3 protein-coding genes are annotated in these 25,551 nt (G+C 74.8%); all 3 read left to right on the forward strand.

Translation table 11 applies throughout. The features are described 5' to 3' along the window. The first annotated feature begins 6 nt into the window (after window positions 1–6). The 3 genes from MICAU_RS12325 to MICAU_RS12335 are packed head-to-tail and all read left to right on the forward strand — an operon-like array spanning window position 7 to window position 25,532. On the forward strand, window positions 7–10,956 hold the full coding sequence (locus MICAU_RS12325; RefSeq protein WP_013285638.1) for a type I polyketide synthase: 10,950 nt from the start codon (window positions 7–9) through the stop codon (window positions 10,954–10,956). A gap of 36 nt (window positions 10,957–10,992) precedes the next feature. Next, entirely contained in the window at window positions 10,993–15,987 is a 4,995-nt protein-coding gene (locus MICAU_RS12330; RefSeq protein WP_013285639.1) for a type I polyketide synthase, read from the forward strand. Further along, on the forward strand, window positions 15,984–25,532 hold the full coding sequence (locus tag MICAU_RS12335; RefSeq protein ID WP_432205796.1) for a type I polyketide synthase: 9,549 nt from the start codon (window positions 15,984–15,986) through the stop codon (window positions 25,530–25,532). Before MICAU_RS12330 ends, MICAU_RS12335 begins: the two co-directional genes overlap by 4 nt. The last annotated feature ends 19 nt before the right edge of the window (window positions 25,533–25,551 follow it).

The following is a 25,551-nucleotide window of genomic DNA, read 5'->3' on the forward strand; positions in this document are numbered from 1 at the left end:
CGGTCCATGGCTGACGAGGCGAAGCTTCTCGACTACCTCAAGCGGGTCACCGCTGACCTGCACCAGGTGCGCCAGCGCCTGCGCGAGGTGGAAGCCGGTGAACAGGAACCGGTCGCCATCGTCTCCATGAGCTGCCGCTTCCCGGGCGGGGTGCGCTCGCCCGAGGACCTGTGGGAGGTGGTCGCGTCCGGCCGGGACGTGGTCTCCGACTTCCCGACCGACCGCGGCTGGGACGTCGCGTCGCTCTACGACAGCGACCCCGAGCAGGCCGGCACGTCGTACACGCGGCAGGGTGGCTTCGTCCACGACCTGGCCGACTTCGACCCGGGGTTCTTCGCGATCTCCCCCCGGGAGGCGCTGGCGATGGACCCGCAGCAGCGCTGGCTGCTGGAGACCTCGTGGGAGGCCCTGGAGCGGGCCGGCATCGACCCGCACTCGCTGCGCGGCAGCCGCACCGGCGTCTTCGCCGGTAGCACCGGCCAGGACTACGGCACCGTGCTGATGGGTGCCGCGCAGGGCCTGGAGGGGCACCTGATGACCGGCAACGCCGGCAGCGTGGTGTCCGGCCGGATCGCCTACACCTTCGGGTTGGAGGGGCCGGCCGTCACCATCGACACCGCCTGCTCGTCCTCCCTGGTCGCCCTGCACCTCGCGGGCCAGGCGCTGCGGCAGCAGGAGTGCACCCTGGCCATCGTCGCCGGCGTCACCGCCATGTGCACCCCGGCCGCCTTCGTCGAGTTCTCCCGGCAGCGCGGCCTCGCCGCCGACGGCCGGTGCAAGGCGTTCGCCGCCGCCGCCGACGGGACCGGCTGGTCCGAGGGCGTCGGCGTCCTGGTGCTGGAACGGCTCTCGGACGCGCAGCGCAACGGCCACCCCATCCTCGCCGTGGTACGGGGCAGCGCGGTGAACCAGGACGGCGCCTCCAACGGGCTGAGCGCCCCGAACGGGCCGTCGCAGCAGCGGGTGATCCAGCAGGCCCTGGCCAACGCCGGCCTCGCCGCCGGCGGCGTGGACGTGGTGGAGGCGCACGGCACCGGCACCCGTCTCGGCGACCCGATCGAGGCGCAGGCGCTGCTGGCCACGTACGGGCAGGAGCGGGGGGACTCCGCGCCGCTGCTGCTCGGCTCGGTCAAGTCGAACATCGGCCACGCGCAGGCGGCCGCCGGGGTGGCCGGCGTCATCAAGATGGTCATGGCGATGCGGCACGGCGTCGTACCGCCCACCCTGCACGTCGACGAGCCGACGCCCGAGGTCGACTGGTCAGCCGGCGACGTCTCGCTGGTGACCGAGGCGACGCCGTGGCCGGCGGTGGACCGGCCGCGCCGCTCGGCGGTCTCCTCGTTCGGGGTGTCCGGCACCAACGCGCACACCATCCTGGAGCAGGCCCCGGCACCGCAGCCGGCCCCGTCGGCCGCCGTGCCGGTGGTCGAGCGGCCGGTCGTACCGGTGCCGCTGTCGGCCCGGGACGCTGCCGGCCTCGCCGCGCAGGCGGCCCGCTGGGCGGCCCGGATCGCCGCCGACGAGACCCTGCGCCCCCTGGATGTGGCCTTCTCGTCGGTCACCTCCCGGTCCACCCTGGACCACCGCGCCGTGGTCCACGCGACCGGCCGCGAGGACCTGCTGGCCGGGCTGCGCGCCCTCGCCGCCGGTCAGCCGTCCGGCGCGGTCGTCGCCGGGCAGGCCGGCGGCCGGGGCTCGGTCGCGGTGCTCTTCTCCGGCCAGGGCGCGCAGCGCGCCGGCATGGGCCGGGAGTTGTACGCGGGCTTCCCGGTGTTCGCCGCCACGCTGGACGAGGTGTGCGTGTACCTGGACGCGCTGCTGCCGCGTCCGCTGCGGGAGGTGCTGTTCGCGCTGGAGGGTTCCGCCGAGGCGGCCCTGCTGGACCAGACGGTGTTCACGCAGGCGGGCCTGTTCGCCGTCGAGGTGGCGCTGTTCCGCCTCGTCGAGTCGTTCGGCATCGCGCCGGAGTTCGTGGGCGGTCACTCGATCGGTGAGGTGACGGCCGCGTACGTGGCGGGCGTGCTGTCGCTGGCCGACGCGTGTGCGCTGGTGGCGGCGCGGGGCCGGTTGATGCAGGCCCTGCCGGCCGGTGGCGGCATGCTCGCGGTGGCCGCCGACGAGGTGGCGGTGGTCGAGTCGATCGCCGGCTCGACCGACCGGGTCGGGATCGCGGCCGTCAACGGGCCGACCTCGGTCGTGGTCTCCGGTGCCGTCGACGCCCTCGACGAGGTGGAGCGGGTCTGGCGGGACCGGGGCGTGCGTACGCGCCGGCTGACCGTCAGTCACGCGTTCCACAGTCCGCTGATGGAGCCGATGCTCGCCGAGTTCCGCGCCGTCCTCGACGGGTTGACGTTCTCCGCGCCGTCGCTGCCGGTGGTGTCGAACGTGACCGGTGCGCTGGCCGACGCCGACGAGATCCGCACCGCCGACTACTGGGTGCGCCACGTCCGCGAGGCCGTCCGCTTCGCCGACGGGGTCACCGCCCTGTGCGAGGCGGGGGTGGACACGTTCCTGGAGGTCGGGCCGCAGAGCGTCCTGACCGCGATGGTCGGCGAGATCCTGCCGGGCGACGACGTCGTGCTGGCCGCCGCCGCGCAGCGCAAGGACCGGTCCGGGGCGCACGGGCTGCTGGCCGGGTTGGCCGAGCTGCACGTGCACGGCGTTGCGGTCGACTGGCTGCAGTGGTTCGCCGACACCGGCGCCCGGCGGGTCGACCTGCCCACGTACGCCTTCCAGCACCAGCGCTACTGGCCCGAGGCGGGCGCCGGGTGGACCGGCGACGTCACCGCGGTCGGCCTGCGCCCCGCGCAACACCCCCTGCTCGGAGCCGCCGTCGGCGTCGCGCACGCCGAGGGCTTCCTCTTCACCGGCCGGCTGGCCCGGCGTACCCACCCGTGGATCTGCGACCACGTCGTCTTCGACACCGTGCTGCTGCCCGGCACGGGTTTCGTCGAACTCGCCCTCCAGGCGGGTGGGCACGTCGGCGCGGACCACGTCCGCGAACTCACCCTGGAGTCGCCGCTGATCCTGCCGGAGACCGGGGGCGTCGACATCCAGCTCTGGATCGGCCCGGCGGACGAGACCGGCTGCCGTTCCGTGTCGCTGCACTCCGCGCAGGACGGCGAGCCGGCCGAGGGCACGGGTGAGCGGGCCTGGACCCGCAACGCCAGCGGCGTGCTGGCCAGCGGCCCGGCCGTGCCGAGCGGTCCCGCCGGCTGGTCCGACCTGACCACCTGGCCGCCGCCGGGCGCGACCGAGGTCGGCACCGACGACCTCTACCTGAACCTCGCCGCCCAGGGCTACGACTACGGCCCGTCGTTCATCGCCCTGCGCTCCGCCTGGCGGCGCGGCGACGACCTCTTCGCCGAGCTGGCGCTGCCCGAGGCCCCCGCCGCCGAGGCCGCCGGGTACGGCCTGCACCCGGCCCTGCTCGACGCGGCGCTGCACACCCTCGGCCTGACCACGCCGGCCGGGGAGCCCTCCGGGGCGGGCATGCCCCCCGGATTCGGCCGCCTGCCGTTCTCCTGGAACGACGTCGCCCTGCACGGCGCCGGGGCCGCGGCGGCCCGCGTCCGGGTCTCGCACACCGGCCCCGACAGCATCTCGCTGCTGCTCACCGACGTCACCGGCGCGCCGGTCATCTCCGTCGGCTCCCTCGTCCTGCGGCCGGTCTCCGCCGACCAGCTCCGCACCGCCTCCGGCGGCGGCACCGAGTCGCTGTTCCGGGTCGAGTGGGCCCCGCTCGTGCTTCCCGCCGGCCCGTCCACGGTCGACTGGGCGGTGCTCGGCGACGCCGCGGCGCTCACCGACGCGGTCGCCGCCACCGGCACGGCCGTGGCGGCGTACCCCGACCTGGCGGCCCTGGCCACGGCGATGGACGGCGGGACGGACGCGCCCGGCGTGCTGGTCCTGCCGTTGCTCGACCCGCCCGCGTCGGCGGACGTGCCGCGCGCCGTCGCCGAGGCGACCCACCGGGTGCTCGCCGTGCTCCAGCAGTTCCTCGCCGAGGAGCGCTACGCGGTGTCCCGACTGGTGGTGCTGACCTCGGGCGCGGTCGCCACCGACCGGGACACCGACCTGACGGACCTGGCCGGCGCCGCCGTGATCGGCCTGCTGCGCTCCGCCCAGTCGGAGAACCCCGACCGGTTCGTGCTGGTGGACGTCGACGACGTGGCCGGCTGCGCCGCCGCGCTCGTCCCGGCCGTCGCGACCGACGAGCCGCAGGTCGTGATCCGCGCGGGCGTCGCCGCCGGCGCCCGGCTCACCCGGGTCCCCGCCCCGACCGAGCCGCCGGCAGCCCCGTTCGACTCCGACGGCACCGTCCTGATCACCGGCGCCACCGGCACCCTCGGCCGGCTGATGAGCCGGCACCTGGTCAGCACGTACGGCGTCCGGCACCTGATCCTCACCAGCCGGCGCGGTCGCGCCGCCGGGGGCGTCGCGGAGCTCTGCGCCGAGTTGGAGGCGCTCGGCGTGAGCGTCACCGTCGCCGCCTGCGACGTCGCCGACCGTGGCGCCGTGGCCGAGCTGCTGGCCGGCATCCCGGCGGAGCACCCGCTGACCGCCGTCATCCACGCCGCCGGCGTCCGCGACGACGGCGTCATCTCCTCGCTCACCCCCGAGCGGATGGACGGCGTGCTGCGGCCCAAGGTCGACGCCGCCTGGCACCTGCACGAGCTGACCGCCGACCTCGACCTGAAGGCGTTCGTCTCGTACTCCTCGCTGGCCGCCACCGCCGGCGGCCCGGGCCAGGGCAACTACGCCGCCGCCAACGCGTTCCTCGACGGGCTGGCCCAGCACCGCAAGGCGCGCGGCCTCGCCGCCCTCACCCTCGCCTGGGGCCTCTGGGCCGACCGCAGCGGCATGACCACCGAGCTGGACGACGTCCACCTCAACCGGATCTCCCGCTCCGGCGTCGCCGCCATGGAGGCCGAGGAGGGGCTCGCCCTCTTCGACGCGGCCTGCCGCACCACCGACGCCGCGCTCGTCCCGGCCCGGCTGGACCTCGCCGCGATGAAGGTGCAGTTCGCCGGCGGAAGCATCCCGCCGCTGTACCGGGCGCTGATCCGCACGCCCGCCCGCGCCGCCGCGGCCAGCACCGGCGCGTCGCTGGTGCAGCAGCTCGCCGGGCTCGGCGACGCCGAGCGGGCCGCCGCGCTGGTCGAGATCGTCCGGGGCCAGGCCGCCGCCGTGCTCGGCTACCCCGACCCGGCGGCCATCGAGCCGCGCCGGGCGTTCAGCGAGTTCGGCTTCGACTCGCTCACCGCCGTCGAGATGCGCAACCGGCTCAACAACGCGTTCGGGATGCGGCTGCCGGCCACCCTCGTCTTCGACTACCCGACCCCGCACGACCTGGCGGCCTTCCTGGGTACGGAGATCGCCGGCACCCCGGTTCCCATGCGACCCACGACGACCGCCGTGTCGGTCGGCGACGACGAGCCCCTCGCGATCATCGGCATGGCCTGCCGGCTGCCCGGCGGCGTGTGGTCGCCCGACGACCTGTGGCGGCTGGTGGTCGACGGCGTGGACGCGATCAGCGACCTGCCCACCGACCGTGGCTGGGACCTCGACAGCCTCTACAGCCCCGACCCCGACGCCCCCGGCACCTTCTACGCCCGCGGCGGCGGCTTCCTCAGCGGCGTCGACAGGTTCGACCCCAACTTCTTCGGCATCTCGCCCCGCGAGGCCCTGGCCATGGACCCGCAGCAGCGACTGCTGCTGGAGACCACCTGGGAGTCCTTCGAGTCCGCCGGCATCGACCCCACCGACGTACGGGGCAGCAGCACCGGCGTCTTCGTCGGCACCAGCGGCCAGGACTACGGCTCGCTGCTCGCGTACTCGCCGGAGGCCGCCGAGGGCTACATGCTGACCGGGATGACCAGCAGCGTCATCTCCGGCCGGGTGGCGTACACGTTCGGGCTGGAGGGGCCGGCGGTGTCGCTGGACACGGCCTGCTCGTCGTCGCTGGTCGCGCTGCACTGGGCCGGCCAGGCGCTGCGGCGCGGCGAGTGCGACATGGCCCTCGCCGGTGGCGTCATGGTGATGGCCACCCCGACCGCGTTCGTCGAGTTCTCCCGGCAGCGCGGCCTGGCCGCCGACGGCCGGTGCAAGTCGTTCGCCGCGTCCGCCGACGGCACCGGCTGGTCCGAGGGCGTCGGCATGCTGCTCGTGCAGCGGCTCTCCGACGCCCGCCGGCAGGGCCGCACCGTCTACGCGGTGGTGCGCGGCTCGGCGATCAACTCCGACGGCGCCTCCAACGGGCTGACCGCCCCGAACGGCCCCTCGCAGCAGAGGGTGATCCGGCAGGCGCTGGCGTCGGCCCGCCTCACCACGGCCGACGTGGACGTGGTCGAGGCGCACGGCACGGGCACCACCCTCGGCGACCCGATCGAGGCGCAGGCCCTGCTCGCCACGTACGGGCGGGAGCGGCCCGCCGACCGGCCCCTGCTGCTCGGCTCGATCAAGTCGAACATCGGCCACGCCCAGGCCGCAGCCGGTGTGGCCGGCGTGATCAAGATGGTGCAGGCCATCCGGCACGGCCTCGTCCCGGCGACGCTGCACGTGGACGAGCCGTCGCCGCACATCGACTGGACCTCCGGCGCGGTGGAGCTGGCGACGCAGTCGCGGCCCTGGCCGGCGGTGGACCGGCCGCGCCGGGCGGCGGTGTCCTCGTTCGGCATCTCCGGCACCAACGCCCACGTCATCATCGAGCAGGCCGACGAACTGTCCGTGGCACCGGCCGAGCCCAGCCCCGGGCTCGTGGCCTCCGACGCGGTGCTGTGGCCGCTGTCGGGACGGTCGAAGGGCGCCCTGGCCGGCCAGGCGGCCCGTCTCGCGGAGTACGTGCGTGAGCGCGGCGACATCGACGCGGCGGCGGTGGGCTGGTCCCTGGCTACGACCCGGTCGGCGTTCGGTCACCGTGCCGCTGTCGTCGGGTCGGGCACGGAGGAGTTGCTGGCGGGGCTGGACGCGGTGGTGTCCGGGACGCCGGCCGGCAACGTCGTCGCCGACACCACCACGTCCCACGGCGCGGGCCCGGTGTTCGTGTTCCCGGGCCAGGGTGCGCAGTCGGCACGAATGGCCGCCGGTCTCGTCGGTCGTGCGCCCGTGTTCGACGCGCGGCTGGCGGAGTGCCAGCGGGCTCTCGCCCCGTACCTCGATGTCGATCTCGTGTCGGTGTTGACCGGCGAGGACGAGTCGTGGTTGGAGCGGGTCGAGGTGGTGCAGCCGGTGCTGTGGGCCGTCGGTGTGGCTCTGGCGGCGGTGTGGCGGCATGCGGGTGTGGTGCCGGCGGCGGTGATCGGGCATTCGCAGGGTGAGATCGGCGCGGCGTGTGTGGCGGGGATCCTGTCCCTGGAGGACGCGGCGAAGGCGGTCGCGTTGCGGTCGCGTGCGCTGACGGTGCTGCGGGGTACCGGCACGATGGCGTCGGTCGACCTGTCGGCGGAGTCGGTGGCCGAGCGGCTCGGGGAGTTCCCCGGGGTGGGCGTCGCGGCGGTGAACGGTCCGTCCACGGTCGTGGTGTCGGGTCCGCCGCGGCCGGTTGCCGACCTGGTGGAGGCGTGTCAGGCCGACGGGGTGCGGGCGCGGTTGATTCCGGTGGATTATGCGTCGCATTCGGCGGCGGTGCAGGATGTCGCGGAGCAGTTGCGCGCCGACCTGGCCGACGTGACGCCGCAGCCGGGCCACACCCGACTCGTGTCGACGCTCACCGGGGACTGGGTGGACCCGTCCTCGATGACGGCGGACTACTGGTACGACAATCTGCGGCAGACCGTCCAGTTCGAGGCCGCCGTCCGGGTGGCCGTCGAGGCGGGTCACACCACGTTCGTGGAGATCTCTCCGCACCCGGTGCTGGCGATGCCGGTCACGGCGATCCTGGACGACGCCGGCGTGAGCGGGCACACGCTGGGCAGTCTGCGCCGCGGTGACGACGACGCGACGCGGCTGCTGACGAACCTCGCCACCGCGCACACGATCGGTCTGCCCGTCGACCTGACGGCCGTACTCGCCGAGACCGACACCGTCGCACTGCCCACGTACGCCTTCGACCACCAGCGGTACTGGGTCGAGCCGCCGGTGCACCGGGCGCAGGACGTCGCCTCCGCCGGCCTCCAGGACGCCGGGCACCCGCTGCTCAGCGCCGCGCTGACCTTCCCCGACAGCGAGCGGATGGTCTTCACCGGGCGGCTGTCGGTGCGTACCCACCCGTGGCTCGGCGAGCACCGGGTGATGGACAACATCCTGCTGCCCGGCACCGCCTTCGTCGAACTGGCCACGTACGCCGGTGAGCAGGCCGGCTGCCCGACGGTGGAGGAGCTGACCCTGCTCGCCCCGCTCGTCCTGCCCGAACTCGGCGCGCTCCAGGTGCAGCTGACGGTCGGCGACCGGGACGACGACGGGCGGCGTACCGTCCAGCTCTACTCCCGGCCCTACCGGGACGGCTCGGACGAGATCCTCGCCGACGTCGCCTGGACCTGCCACGCCACCGGTCTGCTCGGCCCGCAGCCGGCCGACGCCGCGCCCGCCTTCGACCTAGGGGTCTGGCCGCCGCCCGGCGCGACACGCGTCGAGTCCGACGACTTCTACTCCGGTATCGAGGCGACCGTCTTCGGCTACGGACCGGCGTTCCGTGGCCTGCGCGCCGCGTGGACCCGCGACGACGAGGTCTTCGCCGAGGTCGAGCTGCCCGCCGACCACCACGCCACGGCCGGCCGCTTCGGCGTGCACCCGGCACTGCTGGACGGCGCGCTGCAGGCCATGTCGATCGGCGGCTTCCTCGGCCGGATGGGCGACGGCGCCGACGCCAGCGTGCCCCGTCTGCCGTTCGCCTGGACCGGGGTCTCCCTGCTCGCCGCCGGGGCCACCGCCCTGCGCGTACGCGTCGCCGCGGCCGGCGAGGTCGGCGTCTCCTTCCAGGTGGCCGACGCCACCGGCGCCCCGGTGCTGCACGTCGACTCGCTGATCATGCGCCGCGTCTCCGGGGACTCCCTCGGCGCGGCCCGCTCCGGCCGGCACGAGTCGCTGTTCCAGGTGGACTGGCCGGTGCTGCCGGTGCCAACCGGCCCCGTGCCGGCGGCCACCCGCTGGGTGGCGCTCGGCGACGACCTGGCGCTCAGCGCCGCCTGCGAGGCGGCCGGTGCCCGGGTGCGTACCGACGTCGGGCTCGACTCGCTGGGCGACCTGCTCGCCGGGGGTGAGCCGACGCCCGAGGCGGTGATCGTCCCGGTCGGCGACGCCGGGGACCCGACGGACCCGGAGCTCGCCGCACAGGCGCGGGCCACCACGCACCGTACGCTCGCCGCGTTGCGGACCTGGCTCGCCGACGACCGGTTCGCCGACTCGCGGCTGGTGCTCGTCACCCGGAACGCGGTCGCGGCAGGGGAGCAGGAGCCGGTGAACCTGCGCCAGGCCCCCGTCTGGGGCCTGCTGCGCACCGCCCAGCTCGAACACCCGGGCCGGTGCCAGCTCGTCGACCTCGACGACGCCCCGGACAGCGCCGCCGCGGTGGCCGCCGCCATCGCCTCCGGCGAGCCGCAGCTCGCCGTGCGCGACGGGCAGGTCCGCACGCCACGGCTCGGCCGGGTTCCGGCCGCCGTCGAACCGCTGCCCGGCGGGATCGACCCGGCCGGCACCGTGCTGATCACCGGCGGCACCGGCGTGCTGGGCCGCATCCTGGCCCGCCACCTCGCCACCAGCCACGGCGTACGGCACCTGCTGCTGGCCGGGCGGCGCGGCGCGGCGGCCGAGGGGATCGGCGACCTGGTCACCGAACTCGCCGGCACCGGTACGGAGGTGGCCGTCGTGGCCTGCGACGCCGCCGACCCCGAGGCCCTGTCGGCGCTGCTGGCCGGGGTGCCTGCGGCGCACCCGCTCACCGCCGTGGTGCACGCCGCCGGCGTCCTCGACGACGGCGTGCTGGAGTCGATGACCCCCGACCGGGTGGACGCGGTCGCCGTGCCGAAGATCGACGCCGCCTGGCACCTGCACCGCCTCACGGCCGACGCGAACCTCGCGGCCTTCGTCCTGTTCTCCTCGGCGGCGGCCACGCTGGGCAGCGCCGGCCAGTCCAACTACGCGGCGTCGAACGCCTTCCTCGACGCCCTCGCGGCGCACCGCCGGGCACGTGGGCTCGCCGGCAACTCGCTCGCCTGGGGCCTGTGGGAGCAGGCCAGCGGCATGACGGGTCACCTCGGCGACGACGACGTGCGACGGATGGCCGAGCAGGGCGCCACCGGCCTGGCCACCGAGCAGGCGCTGAATCTCTTCGACGCCGCGTGGCGGCTCGACGCGGCGGCCGTCCTGCCGATGCGCCTGGACGTCGGGACGCTGCGCGGGCAGGCGGAGGGCGGCACCCTCGCGCCCATCCTCCGGGCCCTGGTCCGGGTGCCGCTGCGGCGCTCCGTGGACGCCACCGGTGCCCGCTCCGGCGGGGTCCAACTCGGCCAGCGGCTCGCCGGACTGGCCGCCCCGGAGCGGCTCAAGGTGGTGCTCGACGTGGTACGGGCGAACATCGCCGCCGTCCTCGGCCACGCCGGCCCTGACGCAGTCGACCCGAACCGGCTCTTCACCGACCTGGGCTTTGACTCACTCACCGCCGTCGACCTGCGCAACCGGCTCAACAACCTGTCCGGCCTGCGGCTGCCGGCGACGCTCGTCTTCGACTACCCGACGCCGACGGCGCTCGCCGAGAAGCTGACAAGCGAGATCGCCGCCGACGCGGCGCCCTCCACCCAACCGCTCTTCCAGGGCATCGACACGGTGGAGAGCCTGCTCACCGCCATCCCGCTCGACCCGGCGGCCCGCGCCCGGTTCACCGCCCGGATGCAGGACCTGCTCGCCAAGGCGTCCGACCTTGCGGCCGGGCCCTCCGTCGAACCGGACCGGCCAGACCTCGACTCGGCCAGCGACGACGAGATCTTCGACTTCATCAGCAAAGAGTTTGGAATCTCCTGAGATGACCAACCTTCGGATCGAGGCAGGGGCCACCCGATGAGCGACGACAAGCTGCGGTACTTCCTCAAGCGGGTGACCGCAGACCTGCACGACACCAAGCGCAAGCTGCAGACCGTCGAGGCCCGGGATCAGGAGCCGCTGGCCATCGTCTCCATGAGCTGCCGCTTCCCCGGTGGCGTCCGGTCGCCGGAGGACCTGTGGGAGCTCGTCGCCGACGGCCGGGACGCGCTCACCGAGTTCCCCGACGACCGGGGGTGGGACCTGGAGGCGCTCTACGACCCCGATCCCAACAAGCCGGGTAAGAGCTACACCCGCATCGGTGGGTTCCTCGACGGTGCCGGCGACTTCGACCCGTCCCTCTTCGGCATCTCGCCGCGTGAGGCCCTCGCCATGGACCCGCAGCAGCGGTTGTTGCTGGAGACGTCCTGGGAGGCCGTCGAGCGGGCCGGCATCGACCCGCTGTCGCTGCGCGGCAGCTCCACCGGTGTCTTCGTCGGGCTGAGCACCTCGAACTACGGCATGGGTCTGCCGCACGTGCCCGAGGGCGTCGACATGTACATCGGCACCGGCAACACCACAAGCGTCGCGTCCGGCCGGATCTCGTTCACCCTCGGCCTCAACGGCCCGGCCGTCACCGTGGACACCGCCTGCTCCTCCTCGCTGGTGGCCCTGCACCTCGCCGTGAACGCGCTGCGCCGCGGCGAGTGCGACCTGGCCATCGCCGGTGGCGTCACCGTCATGGTCACCCCCGGTGTGTTCGTCGTCTTCTCCCGGCAGCGCGGCATGTCCGTCGACGGCCGGTGCAGGGCCTTCGCGGCCGGCGCGGACGGCACCGGCTGGGGCGAGGGCGGCGGCGTGCTCGTCGTGGAGCGGCTGGCCGACGCCGAACGCAACGGCCACCCGGTCCTCGCCGTGATCCGGGGCAGCGCCCTCAACCAGGACGGCGCCTCCAACGGGCTCACCGCCCCCAACGGCCCCTCCCAGCAGCGGGTCATCCGCCAGGCCCTCGCCAACGCCCGGCTCTCCACCGCCGACGTCGACATGGTCGAGGCGCACGGCACCGGCACCACCCTCGGCGACCCGATCGAGGCGCAGGCGCTCATCGCCACGTACGGGCAGGACCGCCCGGCGGACCGGCCGCTGTGGCTGGGCTCGGTGAAGTCGAACATCGGCCATACCCAGAGCGCCGCCGGCGTCGCAGGTCTGGTCAAGATGGTGATGGCGCTGCGCAACGGCGTCATGCCGGAGACCCTGCACATCGACGAGCCGTCCCCGCACGTGGACTGGACGGCCGGGGCGGTCTCCCTGCTCACCGAGTCCAAGCCGTGGCCGGAGCTGGACCGCCCCCGCCGCGGCGGCGTCTCCTCCTTCGGGGTCAGCGGCACCAACGCCCACGTCATCCTCGAGGAGTACCGCCCGCGCGTCGCCGAGGCGGCGACCGTCGACGGCGAGCAGGCGGACGGGACCGGCGCCGTCGAGCCCGCGCGCCGGCCGGACCTGGTCGCCTCGGACGTGACCCTCTGGCCGGTTTCGGCCCGGTCGAGGACCGCCCTGGGCGGGCAGGCGGCCCGGCTCGCGGACTTCCTGCGCAGGCGCGGCGAGATCGATCCGGCGGCGGTCGGCTGGTCGCTGGCCACCACCCGCTCGACGTTCGACCACCGTGCCGCCGTCGTCGGGTCGACCGCCGACGAGCTGCTGGCCGGGCTGGACGCCCTCGCCGCCGGCCAGCCGGCAGGGAACCTCGTCAGCGGTACGGTCACCAGCGCCGGCGCAGGTCCCGTCTTCGTGTTCCCGGGTCAGGGGGCGCAGTCGGCGCGGATGGCGGCCGGGCTCGTCGGTCGTACGCCGGTGTTCGACGCGAAGCTGGCCGAGTGCCAGCGGGCCCTGGCGCCGTACCTCGACGTGGACCTCGTCGGGGTGTTGACCGGTGACGACGAGTCGTGGCTGGAGCGGGTCGAGGTCGTGCAGCCCGTGCTGTGGGCCGTCGGCATCGCCCTGGCGGCCGTGTGGCGCGCGGCGGGCGTCGTCCCGGACGCGGTGATCGGTCACTCGCAGGGCGAGATCGGCGCGGCCTGTGTCGCCGGGATCCTGAGCCTGGAGGACGCTGCGAGGGCAGTGGCGTTGCGGTCGCGGGCGCTGACGGTGCTGCGGGGGACCGGGACGATGGCGTCGATCGACCTGTCGGCCGACGCGGTTGCCGAGCGCCTGGGGGAGTTCCCGGGTGTCGGTGTCGCGGCCGTCAACGGGCCGTCCACCGTCGTGGTGTCCGGTCCGCCGCAGCCCGTGGCCGACCTCGTGCAGGCGTGCCAGGCGCAGGGCGTCCGCGCCCGGCTGATCCCCGTGGACTACGCGTCGCACTCCGAGGCCGTGCAGCAGGTGGCCGAGCAGCTCCGCGCGGATCTGGCCGGTGTCAGTCCGCGGGCCGGCCACACCCGGCTCGTGTCCACTCTCACCGGGGACTGGGTCGACCCGGCGGTGATGACCGCTGACTACTGGTACGACAATCTGCGGCAGACCGTGCTCTTCGACGCGGCCGTGCGGACGGCTGTGGCCGCCGGGTACACCACGTTCGTCGAGATCAGTCCGCATCCGGTGCTGGCGATGCCGGTGACTGCGATTCTTGACGACGCCGGTGTGAGTGGGCACACCATCGGTAGTCTGCGTCGTGGTGACGACGACGTGACCCGGTTGCTGACCAACCTGGCCACCGCGTACACCGTCGGCCTGCCCGTCGACCTGACGAAGGTGCTCCCGGCCGCGGCGACCGTCGACCTGCCCACCTACGCCTTCGACCACCACCGGTACTGGCTCGACGGCAGCGGCGGGCCCGACCTGGAGAGCCTGCTGTCGGGCATGAGCGGCGACCCGGGCGACGCGGGCTTCTGGGCCGCCGTCGAGAGCGGGGACGTCACGGCCCTCGCCGAGACCATCGCCACCGAGGAGACCCCGGCACACGAGGTCCTCGACGCGCTGCTGCCGGCCCTGCCGATGCTCGCCTCCTGGCGCCGGCAGCGGCGCCGGCAGGCCGACATCGACAGCTGGCGCTACCAGGACACCTGGAAGCCGCTGACCGGCGTCGCCAACCGGGGCATGGACGGCACCTGGGTCGTGGTCCTGCCGACCGGCGACATCATCGAGCCATGGCAGGACGCCTGCGTCGAGGCGTTCGCGGCGGCCGGCGCGACCCTCGTCCCGGTGGCCGTCTCCACGCCCGACGTCGACCGCGACCAGTTCGGCAAGCTGCTGCGGGAGGCGCTGGCCGCCGCACCGGGCGGCGACGCCACCGCCGAGGTCACCGGCGTGGTCTCGCTGCTCGCCTTCGACGAACTGGCCCACCCGCTGCACCCCTCCGTGCCCGGCGGCTTCGCCGCCACCGTCGCGCTCTTCCAGGCCCTCGGCGACATCGGCCTGCGCGCGCCGATGTGGAGCGTCACCTCCGGCGCCGCGTCCGTCGGTATGGCCGACCTGCTGCGCTCCCCGGTGCAGTCGCTGGTCTGGGGCTTCGGCCGGGTCGCCGCGCTGGAGCACCCGCAGCGCTGGGGCGGGCTCGTGGACCTGCCCGAGGCCGTCGAGGACCGCTGCGCCGACCTGCTCGTCGCGGCCCTCACCACCGCCGGGGACGAGGACCAGATCGCGGTACGGCCGACTGGCCTGCTCGCCCGCCGGCTCACCCGCGTCCCGCTCGGCGACAGCCAGCCCGCCAACCCGTGGCAGCCGTACGGCACGGCGCTCGTCACCGGCGGCACCGGCGCGCTCGGTGGGCACGCCGCCCGCTGGCTGGCCCGCAGCGGTGTGGAGAACATCGTCGTCGTCAGCCGCAGGGGCATGGCCGCACCCGGTGCGCAGCAGCTCGTCGACGACCTCACCGCACTGGGCGCCCAGGCCGTCGTGGCCGAGTGCGACGCCTCCGACCGCGAAGCCCTGGCCGAGCTGATCGACCAGATCCCCGCCGAGTACCCGCTCACCGTGGTCGTGCACGCCTCCGCCGTCCTCGACGACGCCATGATCAACGACATCCGGCCCGAGCAGATCGAACGGGTGCTGCAGGCCAAGGTCGACGTCGCGTACAACCTGCACGAGCTGACCCTCGACCACGAGCTGTCCGCGTTCGTCATGTTCTCGTCCTTCGCCGGCAGCGTGGCCAGCTCCGGCGTCGGCAACTACGCCCCGAGCAACGCGTTCCTCGACGCGCTGGCCCAGCACCGTCGCGGCCTCGGCCTCACCGCCACCTCCATCGCCTGGGGGGCGTGGGCCGGCGGCGGTATGGCCGACGGGCCGCTCGGCGATCTGCTGCACCGCCACGGTGTACCCGAGATGACCCCGGAGGCGGCGATCACCGCGCTGCACCAGGCCGTGGACCACGGCGAGGCGTTCCTCACCATCGCCGACATCGCCTGGGAACGGTTCTCCGTCGCGTTCACCGCCACCCGGCCCGGTCCGCTGATCAGCGACCTGCCGGACGTCCGGCGGCTCGCCGCCGCCGAGGCGGTGGCCAGTGTGGAGGTCGGCGACGGCCCGGAGTCGTTGCGGGACCGGCTCGCCGGGCTGCCCGCCACCGAGCGGTTCGCCGTGCTGCTCGGCCTGGTCCGTAGCCAGGTCGCCGCCGTGCTCAACTACCCGTCCGCCGAGTCGGTGGACGAGCATCGGGCGTTCCGGGAGCTGGGCTTCGACTCCGTCACCGCCGTCGAGCTGCGTAACCGGCTCGGCTCGGCCACCGCCGTGGCCCTCCCGGTCACCCTGGTCTTCGACTACCCGACCCCGACGACCCTGGCGGAGTACCTCTACGCCGAGGTCGCCCATGACGACGTGGTCACCCCGAACGCGCTCCTCGACGATCTGGACCGGATCGCCGAGGGCCTCGACGTGGTCGCGCGGGACGAGGCGGCCCGGGTGCGGGCCACCGTACGCCTGCAGGCGATGCTCTCCCGGCTCGGCCAGGACAGCGGCGGCGCCGACATCGGTCGGCATCTCGACGACGCCACCGACGACGAACTGTTCGCGATGGTGGACAAGGACCTCGGCATCTCCTGACCCCAGCTCCAGCTCTCTCCCGTCTCTTTCGAGGAAGCGGCACTCCGATGGCCAATGAAGACAAGCTCCGCGATTACCTCAAGCGGGTCATGGCTGATCTCCACGACACCCGCCGCCGACTCAGCGAGGCCCAGTCCCAGGAACTGGAGCCGGTGGCGATCGTGGCGATGAGCTGCCGGTTGCCGGGCGGGGTGCGCAACCCCGACGACCTGTGGGAGCTGTTGCGGGAGGGCCGGGACGCCGTCGCGCCCTTCCCCGACGACCGGGGCTGGGATCTGGAGCGCCTCTACCACCCCGACCCCGACCACCCGGGCACCTCGTACGCCCGGGAGGGCGGGTTCGTCGACGGGGCCGGCGACTTCGACTCCGCCTTCTTCGGCATCTCGCCCCGCGAGGCGCTGACCATGGACCCCCAGCAGCGGCTGCTGCTGGAGACCTCCTGGGAGGCGGTAGAGGCCGCCGGTATCGATCCCGCCTCGCTGCGCGGCAGCCGGACCGGGGTGTTCGTCGGCACCAACGGGCAGGACTACGGCACCCTGCTGATGATGTCGCCCGACGGCGACGAGGGGCACTCGATGACCGGGGGCGCGGCGGCCGTCGCGTCGGGCCGGGTGTCGTACGCCCTCGGGCTCGAAGGACCGGCCGTCTCCATCGACACGGCCTGCTCGTCGTCTCTGGTGGCGCTGCACCTCGCCGTGCAGGCGCTGCGGGCGAGGGAGTGCGACCTGGCGCTGGCCGGCGGGGTGACGGTGATGGCCACTCCGGGCCTCTACATCGGATCCAGCCGGCAGCGCGCACTCTCCACCGACGGGCGGTGCCGGTCGTTCGCCGCCGCCGCCGACGGCGCCGGGTTCTCCGAGGGGGTCGGCTGGCTGCTGGTCGAGCGGCTGTCGGACGCCCGCCGCAACGGCCACCGTGTCCTGGCGGTGGTACGCGGCACGGCCGTCAACCAGGACGGCGCGTCGAACGGGCTGACCGCGCCCAACGGGCCGGCGCAGCAGCGGGTCATCAGCCAGGCCCTCACCTCCGCCCGGCTCTCCACCGCCGACGTCGACGTCGTGGAGGCGCACGGCACCGGCACCAAGCTGGGCGACCCGATCGAGGCGCAGGCGCTCATCGCCACGTACGGGCAGGACCGTGGCGAGGCCCCGCCACTGCTGCTCGGCTCGGTGAAGTCGAACATCGGCCATGCCCAGGCCGCCGCGGGCGTGGCCGGCGTGATCAAGCTGGTGCTCGCCATCCGGCACGGCCTCGTGCCGGCGACGCTGCACGTCGACGCGCCGTCTCCGCACGTCGACTGGGCGGCCGGCGCGGTGGAACTGGCCACGGAGGCACGCCCGTGGCCCGAGACGGGCCGGGTACGCCGGGGCGCCGTCTCCTCGTTCGGCATCTCCGGCACCAACGCCCACGTGATCATCGAGCAGCCGACCGAGCCGGTCGAGTCGGGTGTTGTCGAGTCCGTGTCCGGGTCCGGTCTGGTCGCTTCGGATGTGGTTGTCTGGCCGGTGTCGGCGCGGTCGAGGGCTGCGTTGGCTGGGCAGGTTGTCCGGCTCGCGGGGCACGTGCGTGAGCGGGGTGAGGTCGATCCGGTGGCGGTGGGGTGGTCGTTGGCGACCACCCGGTCGGCGTTCGATCATCGGGTGGTCGTCGTCGGGTCGTCTGCTGAGGGGTTGCTCGCTGGGCTGGACGCTTTCGCTGCCGGTGAGCCGGCGGGGAATGTGGTCGCGGGGGCGGCGTCGGGTCCGGGTGCGGGTCCGGTTTTCGTGTTTCCGGGTCAGGGTGCGCAGTCGGTGCGGATGGCGGCGGGCCTGGTGGGTCGTGTGCCGGTGTTCGACGAGTGTTTGGCCGAGTGCCGGCGGGCTTTGGCGCCGTATCTCGATGTGGATCTCGTGTCGGTGCTCACGGGTGAGGACGAGTCGTGGCTGGAGCGGGTCGAGGTCGTGCAGCCGGTGCTGTGGGCCGTCGGTGTCGCTCTGGCGGCCGTGTGGCGCGCGGCGGGTGTGGTGCCGGAGGTGGTGATCGGCCATTCGCAGGGTGAGATCGGTGCGGCGTGTGTGGCGGGCATTCTGAGTCTGGAGGATGCGGCGAGGACGGTGGCGCTGCGTTCGCGTGCTCTGGCCGTGCTGCGTGGTACGGGGACGATGGCGTCGGTGGACCTGCCGGTCGACGCGGTGGCCGAGCGGCTGCCCGCGTTTGCGGGTGTCGGGGTCGCGGCGGTCAACGGTCCGTCCACCGTCGTGGTGTCCGGTCCGCCGGAGCGTGTCGCCGGCCTTGTGCAGGCGTGCCGGGCCGAGGGTGTCCGTGCCCGGTTGATCCCGGTGGACTACGCGTCGCATTCACCCGCGGTGCAGGAGGTCGCCGAGCAGCTTCGCGCGGATCTGGCCGGTGTCAGTCCGCGGGCCGGCCACACCCGGCTCGTGTCCACTCTCACCGGGGACTGGGTCGACCCGGCGGTGATGACCGCTGACTACTGGTACGACAATCTGCGGCAGACCGTGCTCTTCGACGCGGCCGTGCGGACGGCTGTGGCCGCCGGGTACACCACGTTCGTCGAGATCAGTCCGCATCCGGTGCTGGCGATGCCGGTGACCGCGATTCTTGACGACGTCGGTGTGAGTGGGCACACCATCGGTAGTCTGCGTCGTGGTGACGACGACGTGACCCGGTTGCTGACCAACCTGGCCACCGCGTACACCGTCGGCCTGCCCGTCGACCTGACGAAGGTGCTCCCGGCCGCGGCGACCGTCGACCTGCCCACCTACGCCTTCGACCACCACCGGTACTGGCCCGCGCCGCCGCTCTTCCTCGCCGCGGCCGACGCCGCCCCGGACATCGACCGCTGGCGCTACCGGGTCACCTGGCGAGCCCTGCCCGACCTGCCGCTGACCTGGCTCGCCGGCACCTGGCTCGTGCCGGTGCCCGCGGCGCTGGAAGACGACCCGCTGGTCACCGACGTGCTGTCGGCCCTCGGCAACTTCGGCGCGGACGTCGTCCCGGTGGAGCTGGACGCCACCGGCGATCCGGCGGCGCTGGCCGAGCGCCTCAGCGCCGCGCTCCCCGGCCCCGGCGGCCCCGTCGCCGTGCTCTCGCTGCTGGGCCTGGACGAGCGGGCGCACCCGGAGCACCCGGCCACCTCGCTGGCCGTCTCGGGCACCGCCCTGCTGGTGCAGGCGCTCGGGCTGCTCGGCGTCGAGGCGCCGCTGTGGTGCGCCACCCGGGGAGCCGTCGTGGCCTGCGCAGACGACCCGGCGCCACGCCCCGCCGCCGCCTCCGTCTGGGGGCTCGGCCGCGCCGTCGCCCTGGAACACCCCGCCCGCTGGGGCGGCCTGCTCGACCTGCCCGACGTGCTCGACGCGCAGGCCGGCGCGCTGCTCTGCGCGGCGCTCGGCGCCAGCGGTGGCGAAGACGCCTTCGGCGACGACGGCGCGGAGCAGTCCGGCCGGGGCGAGGACCAGCTCGCCGTCCGCGCCTCCGGCGTCTTCGTCCGCCGCCTCACCCGGATCACCGAACCCGAGCCGGCCGCCTCCGGCGACGCGGACGACACCTGGCGGATGCGCGGCACCGTGTTGATCACCGGTGGCACCGGCGGACTGGGCGGGCATCTGGCCCGCTGGGCCGGCCGCTCCGGCGCCGCGCACGTCCTGCTGGCCAGCCGGCGCGGCCCGGACGCCCCGGGCGCCGCCGAGCTGGAGGCGGAGCTGACCGACCTCGGCGTACGGGTCACAGTGGCCCGCTGCGACGTCGCCGACCGGGCACAGGTGGCCGACCTGCTCGCCGCCGTCCCCGCCGACGCCCCGCTGAGCGCCGTGCTGCACACCGCCGCCGTCCTCGACGACGGCATCGTCGACACCGTCACCGCGCAGCGCCTGCACACCGTCGCCGCGTCGAAGTGCGTCGCCGCGCTGCACCTGGACGAGCTGACCCGCGACCTCGACCTGGACGCCTTCGTGCTCTTCTCCTCGGTGGCCGGCACCACCGGCAACGCCGGGCAGGGCGCGTACGGGGCGGCCAACGCCTTCCTCGACGCCCTCGCCGAGCGGCGCCGGGCCGAGGGACTGCCCGCCCTCTCGGTGGCCTGGGGTGCCTGGCGCGGGGCCGGCCTGCCCGCCGAGAACGAACGCGCCCAGGAGCGGCTGCGCCGGGGCGGCATGATCGGCATGGACCCGGAACTGGCCGTCGAGGCCCTCGCCCGGGCGCTGCGCCGCGACGAGCCCACCACAGTCGTCGCCGACATCGACTGGGCCCGTTTCGCCCCCGCGTTCACCCTGGTGCGGCCCAGCCCGCTGATCGGCGACCTCGCCGAGGCCCAGGAGGCGACGCAGCCGGCCGGGCAGGAGGCCGCCGAGGAGGAGACGGACGTACCATCGGCCCTCGCCCGGCGGCTCGCCGCGCTCGCGCCGGGGGAGCGCGCCGCGACACTGCTGGAGCTGGTGCGGCAGTGCGCGGCGACGGCCCTCGGCTACGGGGCCGCCGACGACATCCCGGCCACCCAGCCCTTCCGTGACCTCGGCCTGGATTCGCTGACGGCAGTCGACATGCGCAACTTCTTGGCCGCCGCCACCGACCTGCGGCTGCCCGCGACGCTCGCCTTCGACTATCCGAACCCGACGGTGCTCGCCGCGCACCTCGGCGAACTGCTCACCGGGATCGTGCCCGACGTGTCCACCCCCGCCCCGGCCACCGCGGCCGAGGACGACGACCCGATCGCCATCGTGGCGATGAGCTGCCGCCTGCCGGGTGGGGCGGACACCCCGGAGCAGCTGTGGCAGCTCCTCGCCTCCGGCGGCGACGCCATCGGGGAGTTCCCCACCGACCGGGGCTGGGACCTGGACCGGCTCTTCGACTCCGACCCGGACAAGGAGGGCACCAGCTACGCCCGGGAGGGTGGCTTCGTCACCGGCGCCACCGACTTCGACGCCGGCTTCTTCGGCATCAGCCCCCGCGAGGCCCTCGCCATGGACCCGCAGCAGCGACTGCTGCTGGAGGCGTCCTGGGAGGCGATCGAGCGGGCCGGGATCGACCCGCACACGCTGCGCGGCAGCGCCACCGGCGTCTTCGTCGGCACCAACTACCAGGACTACCGCAACCTGATGTTCAGCGCCGAGGGCGCCGAGGGGCACCTGATGACCGGCAATGCCGGCAGCGTCCTCTCGGGCCGGGTGTCGTACACCCTCGGGCTGGAGGGGCCCGCCGTCTCGGTGGACACCGCCTGCTCGTCGTCGCTGGTCGCGCTGCACTGGGCCTGCCAGGCGCTGCGCCGCTCGGAGTGCTCCCTCGCCCTGGTCGGCGGCGTCACCGTCATGTCCACCCCCGGGGTGTTCGTCGGCTTCAGCCGGCAGCGGGGCCTCGCCCCGGACAGCCGGGTCAAGGCGTTCGCCTCCGCCGCCGACGGCACCGGCTGGGGCGAGGGCCTCGGCCTGCTGCTCGTCGAGCGGCTCTCCGACGCCCGCCGCAACGGTCACCCGGTGCTCGCGGTCATCCGGGGCAGCGCCGTCAACCAGGACGGCGCTTCCAACGGCCTCACCGCCCCGAACGGCCCGTCGCAGCAGCGGGTGATCCGGCAGGCGCTCGCCAACGCCGGCCTCGCCCCGGCCGACGTGGACGCCGTCGAGGCGCACGGCACCGGCACGAAGCTCGGCGACCCGATCGAGGCGCAGGCCCTGCTCGCCACGTACGGCCGGGAGCGGCCCGCCGAGCAGCCGCTCTGGCTCGGCTCGATCAAGTCGAACATCGGTCACACCCAGGCCGCCGCCGGTGTCGCCGGGATCATCAAGATGGTGCTGGCGCTGCGGCACGGCTACCTGCCGCAGACCCTGCACGTCGACGAGCCGACTGACCAGGTGGACTGGAGCGTCGGCGCGGTCGAGCTGCTCGGCGAGGGCCGCCCCTGGCCGGTCACCGACCACCCGCGCCGCGCCGCCGTCTCCTCGTTCGGCATCAGCGGCACCAACGCGCACACCATCCTGGAGCAGGCCCCGGAGCCGGTCGAAGCCGAGCAGCCGACGGGTGACCCGGCGCGGCTGCCGGTGGTGCCGGTGCTGCTGTCGGGCCGTTCGGCGTCCGCGCTGGCCGCCCAGGCGCAGCGCTGGTCCGAGCAGCTCACCGGGCTGGAGGCGCCACGTACGGTCGACGTCGGCTGGTCGTCGGCCGTCGCCCGGGCCGCCCTGGAGCACCGGGCCGTCGTGCTGGCCACCGACCGGATCGCGCTGGATGCCGGGCTGCGCGCCCTCGGCACCGGCAAGGACGCGCCGCTGGTGGTCACCGGCGTGGCGGTGCCCCGGCCGAAGGTGGCGTACCTGTTCTCGGGGCAGGGCGCCCAGCGGGCCGGGATGGGTCGCGAGCTGGCCGAGGCGTTCCCCGTCTTCGCCGCCGCCCTGGACGAGGCCTGCGCCGCCCTCGAAGCGCACCTGCCCCGCCCGCTCAAGCCACTGCTCTTCGCCGAGCCCGACACGCCCGAGGCCGAGGCGCTGGACCGCACCGAATTCACCCAGCCGGCGTTGTTCGCCGTGGAGGTGGCGCTGTTCCGGCTGTTCGAGGCGTGGGGGGTCCGTCCCGACGCCGTCGCCGGGCACTCGATCGGCGAGATCGCCGCCGCCCACGCCGCAGGCGTGCTCTCCCTGGCCGACGCCGCCGAGCTGGTCGCCGCCCGGGGCCGGCTGATGCAGGCGCTGCCGGCCGGCGGGGCGATGCTCGCCGTCGCCGCCACCGAGGCCGAGGTGACCGCCACGCTCGGCGAGCGGGCCGACCGGGTCTCCGTCGCCGCCGTCAACGGCCCCTCCGCCGTCGTGGTGTCCGGGGCCGGCGACGCCGTCGAGGAACTGGCCTCCGAGTGGGCCGGCCGGGGCGTCCGGGTCCGGCGCCTGACGGTCAGCCACGCGTTCCACAGTCCGCTGATGAATCCGGTGCTCGACGACCTCGCCGCCGTCGCCGGACGGCTGCGGTACGCGGCTCCGAGCATCCCGATGGTCTCCACCGTCACCGGCGCGCCGGTCGACGCGGCGGAGATCGGCACGCCCGACTACTGGGTGCGCCACGCCCGCGAGGCGGTACGCTTCGCCGACGCCGTCGTGGCACTGCGCGAGCGCAACGTCACCGGCTACGTCGAGATCGGCCCGGACGGCGTGCTCACCGCCCTCGCCCAGGCCGTCCTGGCCGAGGCCCCGGCCGGCGGCCGGGCCCCACTGGTGGTGCCCGCCCTGCGCCGGGACCGCGCCGAGCCGACCACCCTGCTGCGCGCGCTCGCCGCGCTGCACACCCATGGCGTCTCCCCGGACTGGTCCGTCCTCTACGCCGGCACCGGCGCCCAGCGGGTCGAGCTGCCCACCTACGCGTTCGACCGGCAGCGCTACTGGCCGGAGCCGCCGCCCTGGGCCGCCCTCGTGGCCGCCGACGAGGCCACCGAGGTTGAGCGCCGCTTCTGGGCCGCGGTCGAGGCCGAGGACCTCGAGTCGCTGGCCCGCGACCTCGACGTTCATCGCGACCAGCCGTTCGGCACCGTGCTGCCCGCCCTGTCGGCGTGGCGCCGGCGCGGCCGGGAGCAGGCCCTGGTCGACGGCACCCGTTACCGGGTGGTCTGGGAGCCCATCGCGGAGACCCCGCAGGAGCAGGACCCCGGCCGGTGGCTGGTGCTGCTGCCCGCCGACCGGGCGGACGACCCCGACCTGCACTCCTGCACCTGGGCCCTGGGCGCCGAGGTGAGCATCGTGCCCGTGGACACCGCCGCCGACTCCGAGGAGCTGTGCGGCGGGTTCGCCGACGTGCTCACCGAGGCGCTCGGCGCGGGCGACGGGCCACTGTCGATCCTGTCCTTCCTCGGCCTGGACGACGCCCCGCACGCCGAGCACCCGGCGCTGCCGCGCGGCCTCGCCGCGACCGTGCACCTGCTCCAGCAGCTCGTCGACCTCGACGCCTCGGTCCGGCTCTGGTGCGTCACCCAGGGCGCCGTCGGCCTCGGCGACGGCGACGCCCCGGCCAACGCGCGGCAGGCGATGCTGTGGGGCCTGGGCAGGGTGGCCGCGCTGGAGCAGCCCGCCCGCTGGGCCGGGCTGGTCGACCTGCCCACCGACCTGGAGCCGTGGACGGCGATGCGCCTCGGCGGCATCCTCACCGGCGGCGGCGTGGAGGACCAGCTCGCAGTCCGCGAGTCCGGGGTGCTGGTGCGGCGGCTCGTACCGGCCACCACCGACGGGGAGCTCACGCCGTGGCAGCCCCGGGGCACGGTGCTGATCACCGGAGGCGCCGGCGCGCTCGGTGGGCACGTGGCCCGCTGGGTGGCCGCCGAGGGCGCGCAACGGGTGGTGCTGACCAGCCGGCGGGGGACCGACACCCCGGGCGCCGCCGAGCTGCTCTCCGAGCTGGCCGGGCTCGGCGTGGACTGCCGGGTGGTCCGCTGCGACGCCGCCGACCGCGCCGCCGTGGCCGACCTCCTGGCCGATCTCCGGCGGGAGGGGCCGCCGCTGCGCGCGGTGGTGCACGCCGCGGGGGTCAGCGAGGTGGTGCCGCTGGCCGACACCACCCTGGAGGACCTGGCGTACGTCATCGCCCCGAAGGTCAGCGGCGCCGAACACCTCGACGAGCTGCTCGGCGACGCCGAACTGGACGTGTTCGTGCTCTTCTCGTCCATCTCGGCGGTGTGGGGCAGCGGCGGACAGGGCGCGTACGCGGCCGGTAACGCCTACCTGGACGCGCTCGCCGAGCGGCGACGCGGCCGGGGCCTGGCGGCCACCTCCATCGCCTGGGGACCGTGGACCGAGTCGGGCATGTACACCGAGGGTGCGGCGGAGCAGCTGCGTCGCCGTGGCCTGCAGGTGATGCCACCCGGTGTGGCGATGGCCGGGCTGCGGCACGCCCTGGCGGCCGGCGACAGCTGCGTCACAGTCGCCGATGTCGACTGGGCCACCTTCCAGCCGCTGTTCACCTCGCTGCGGCCCAGTCCGCTGCTGGCCGACCTGCCGGCCGTACGCGGACTGGCCGCCACCCCCGCCGAGGCGCCGGACGCGGTCGCGCCCGGCTCCCGGGATCTGCTCGCCGGGCTGCGGGCGCTGCCCGACGACGAGCGGCGGGCCGCACTGCTGGAGATGGTGCGGGTCGACGCGGCGAAGGTGCTCGGCCACCCCTCGGCCGACGCGATCGAGACCGACCGGGGCTTCCTGGACCTCGGCTTCGACTCGCTCACGGCCGTGGAACTGCGCAACCTGCTCACCGCGGCGACCGGGCACGACCTGCCCACCACCGTCGTCTTCGACTACCCCACCCCGGACGGCCTGGCCGGCCACCTGTACGAGCAGCTCTTCGCGGGCGGCGAGGGGGACGACGGCGACGGCGGCGACGAGGAGTCGGTGCGCCGGGCCCTCGCCGCGATCCCGCTCGACGAGCTGCGGCAGGCGGGCCTGCTCGACCAGCTGCTCCAGCTGGCCCGTACGAGTGCCGGCACGCCGGCCGTGGCGCCCGCCGTCCCGGTCACGTCGCCCGCACCCGAGACCCAGATCCGCGAACTCGACGTCGCCGGCCTGGTCCGGATGGCCCTGGAAGGCTCCGACTCGTGACCCGGCCGGCCCTGAGGAG

It is taken from the genome of Micromonospora aurantiaca ATCC 27029, from assembly GCF_000145235.1.
Lineage (GTDB): Bacteria > Actinomycetota > Actinomycetes > Mycobacteriales > Micromonosporaceae > Micromonospora > Micromonospora aurantiaca.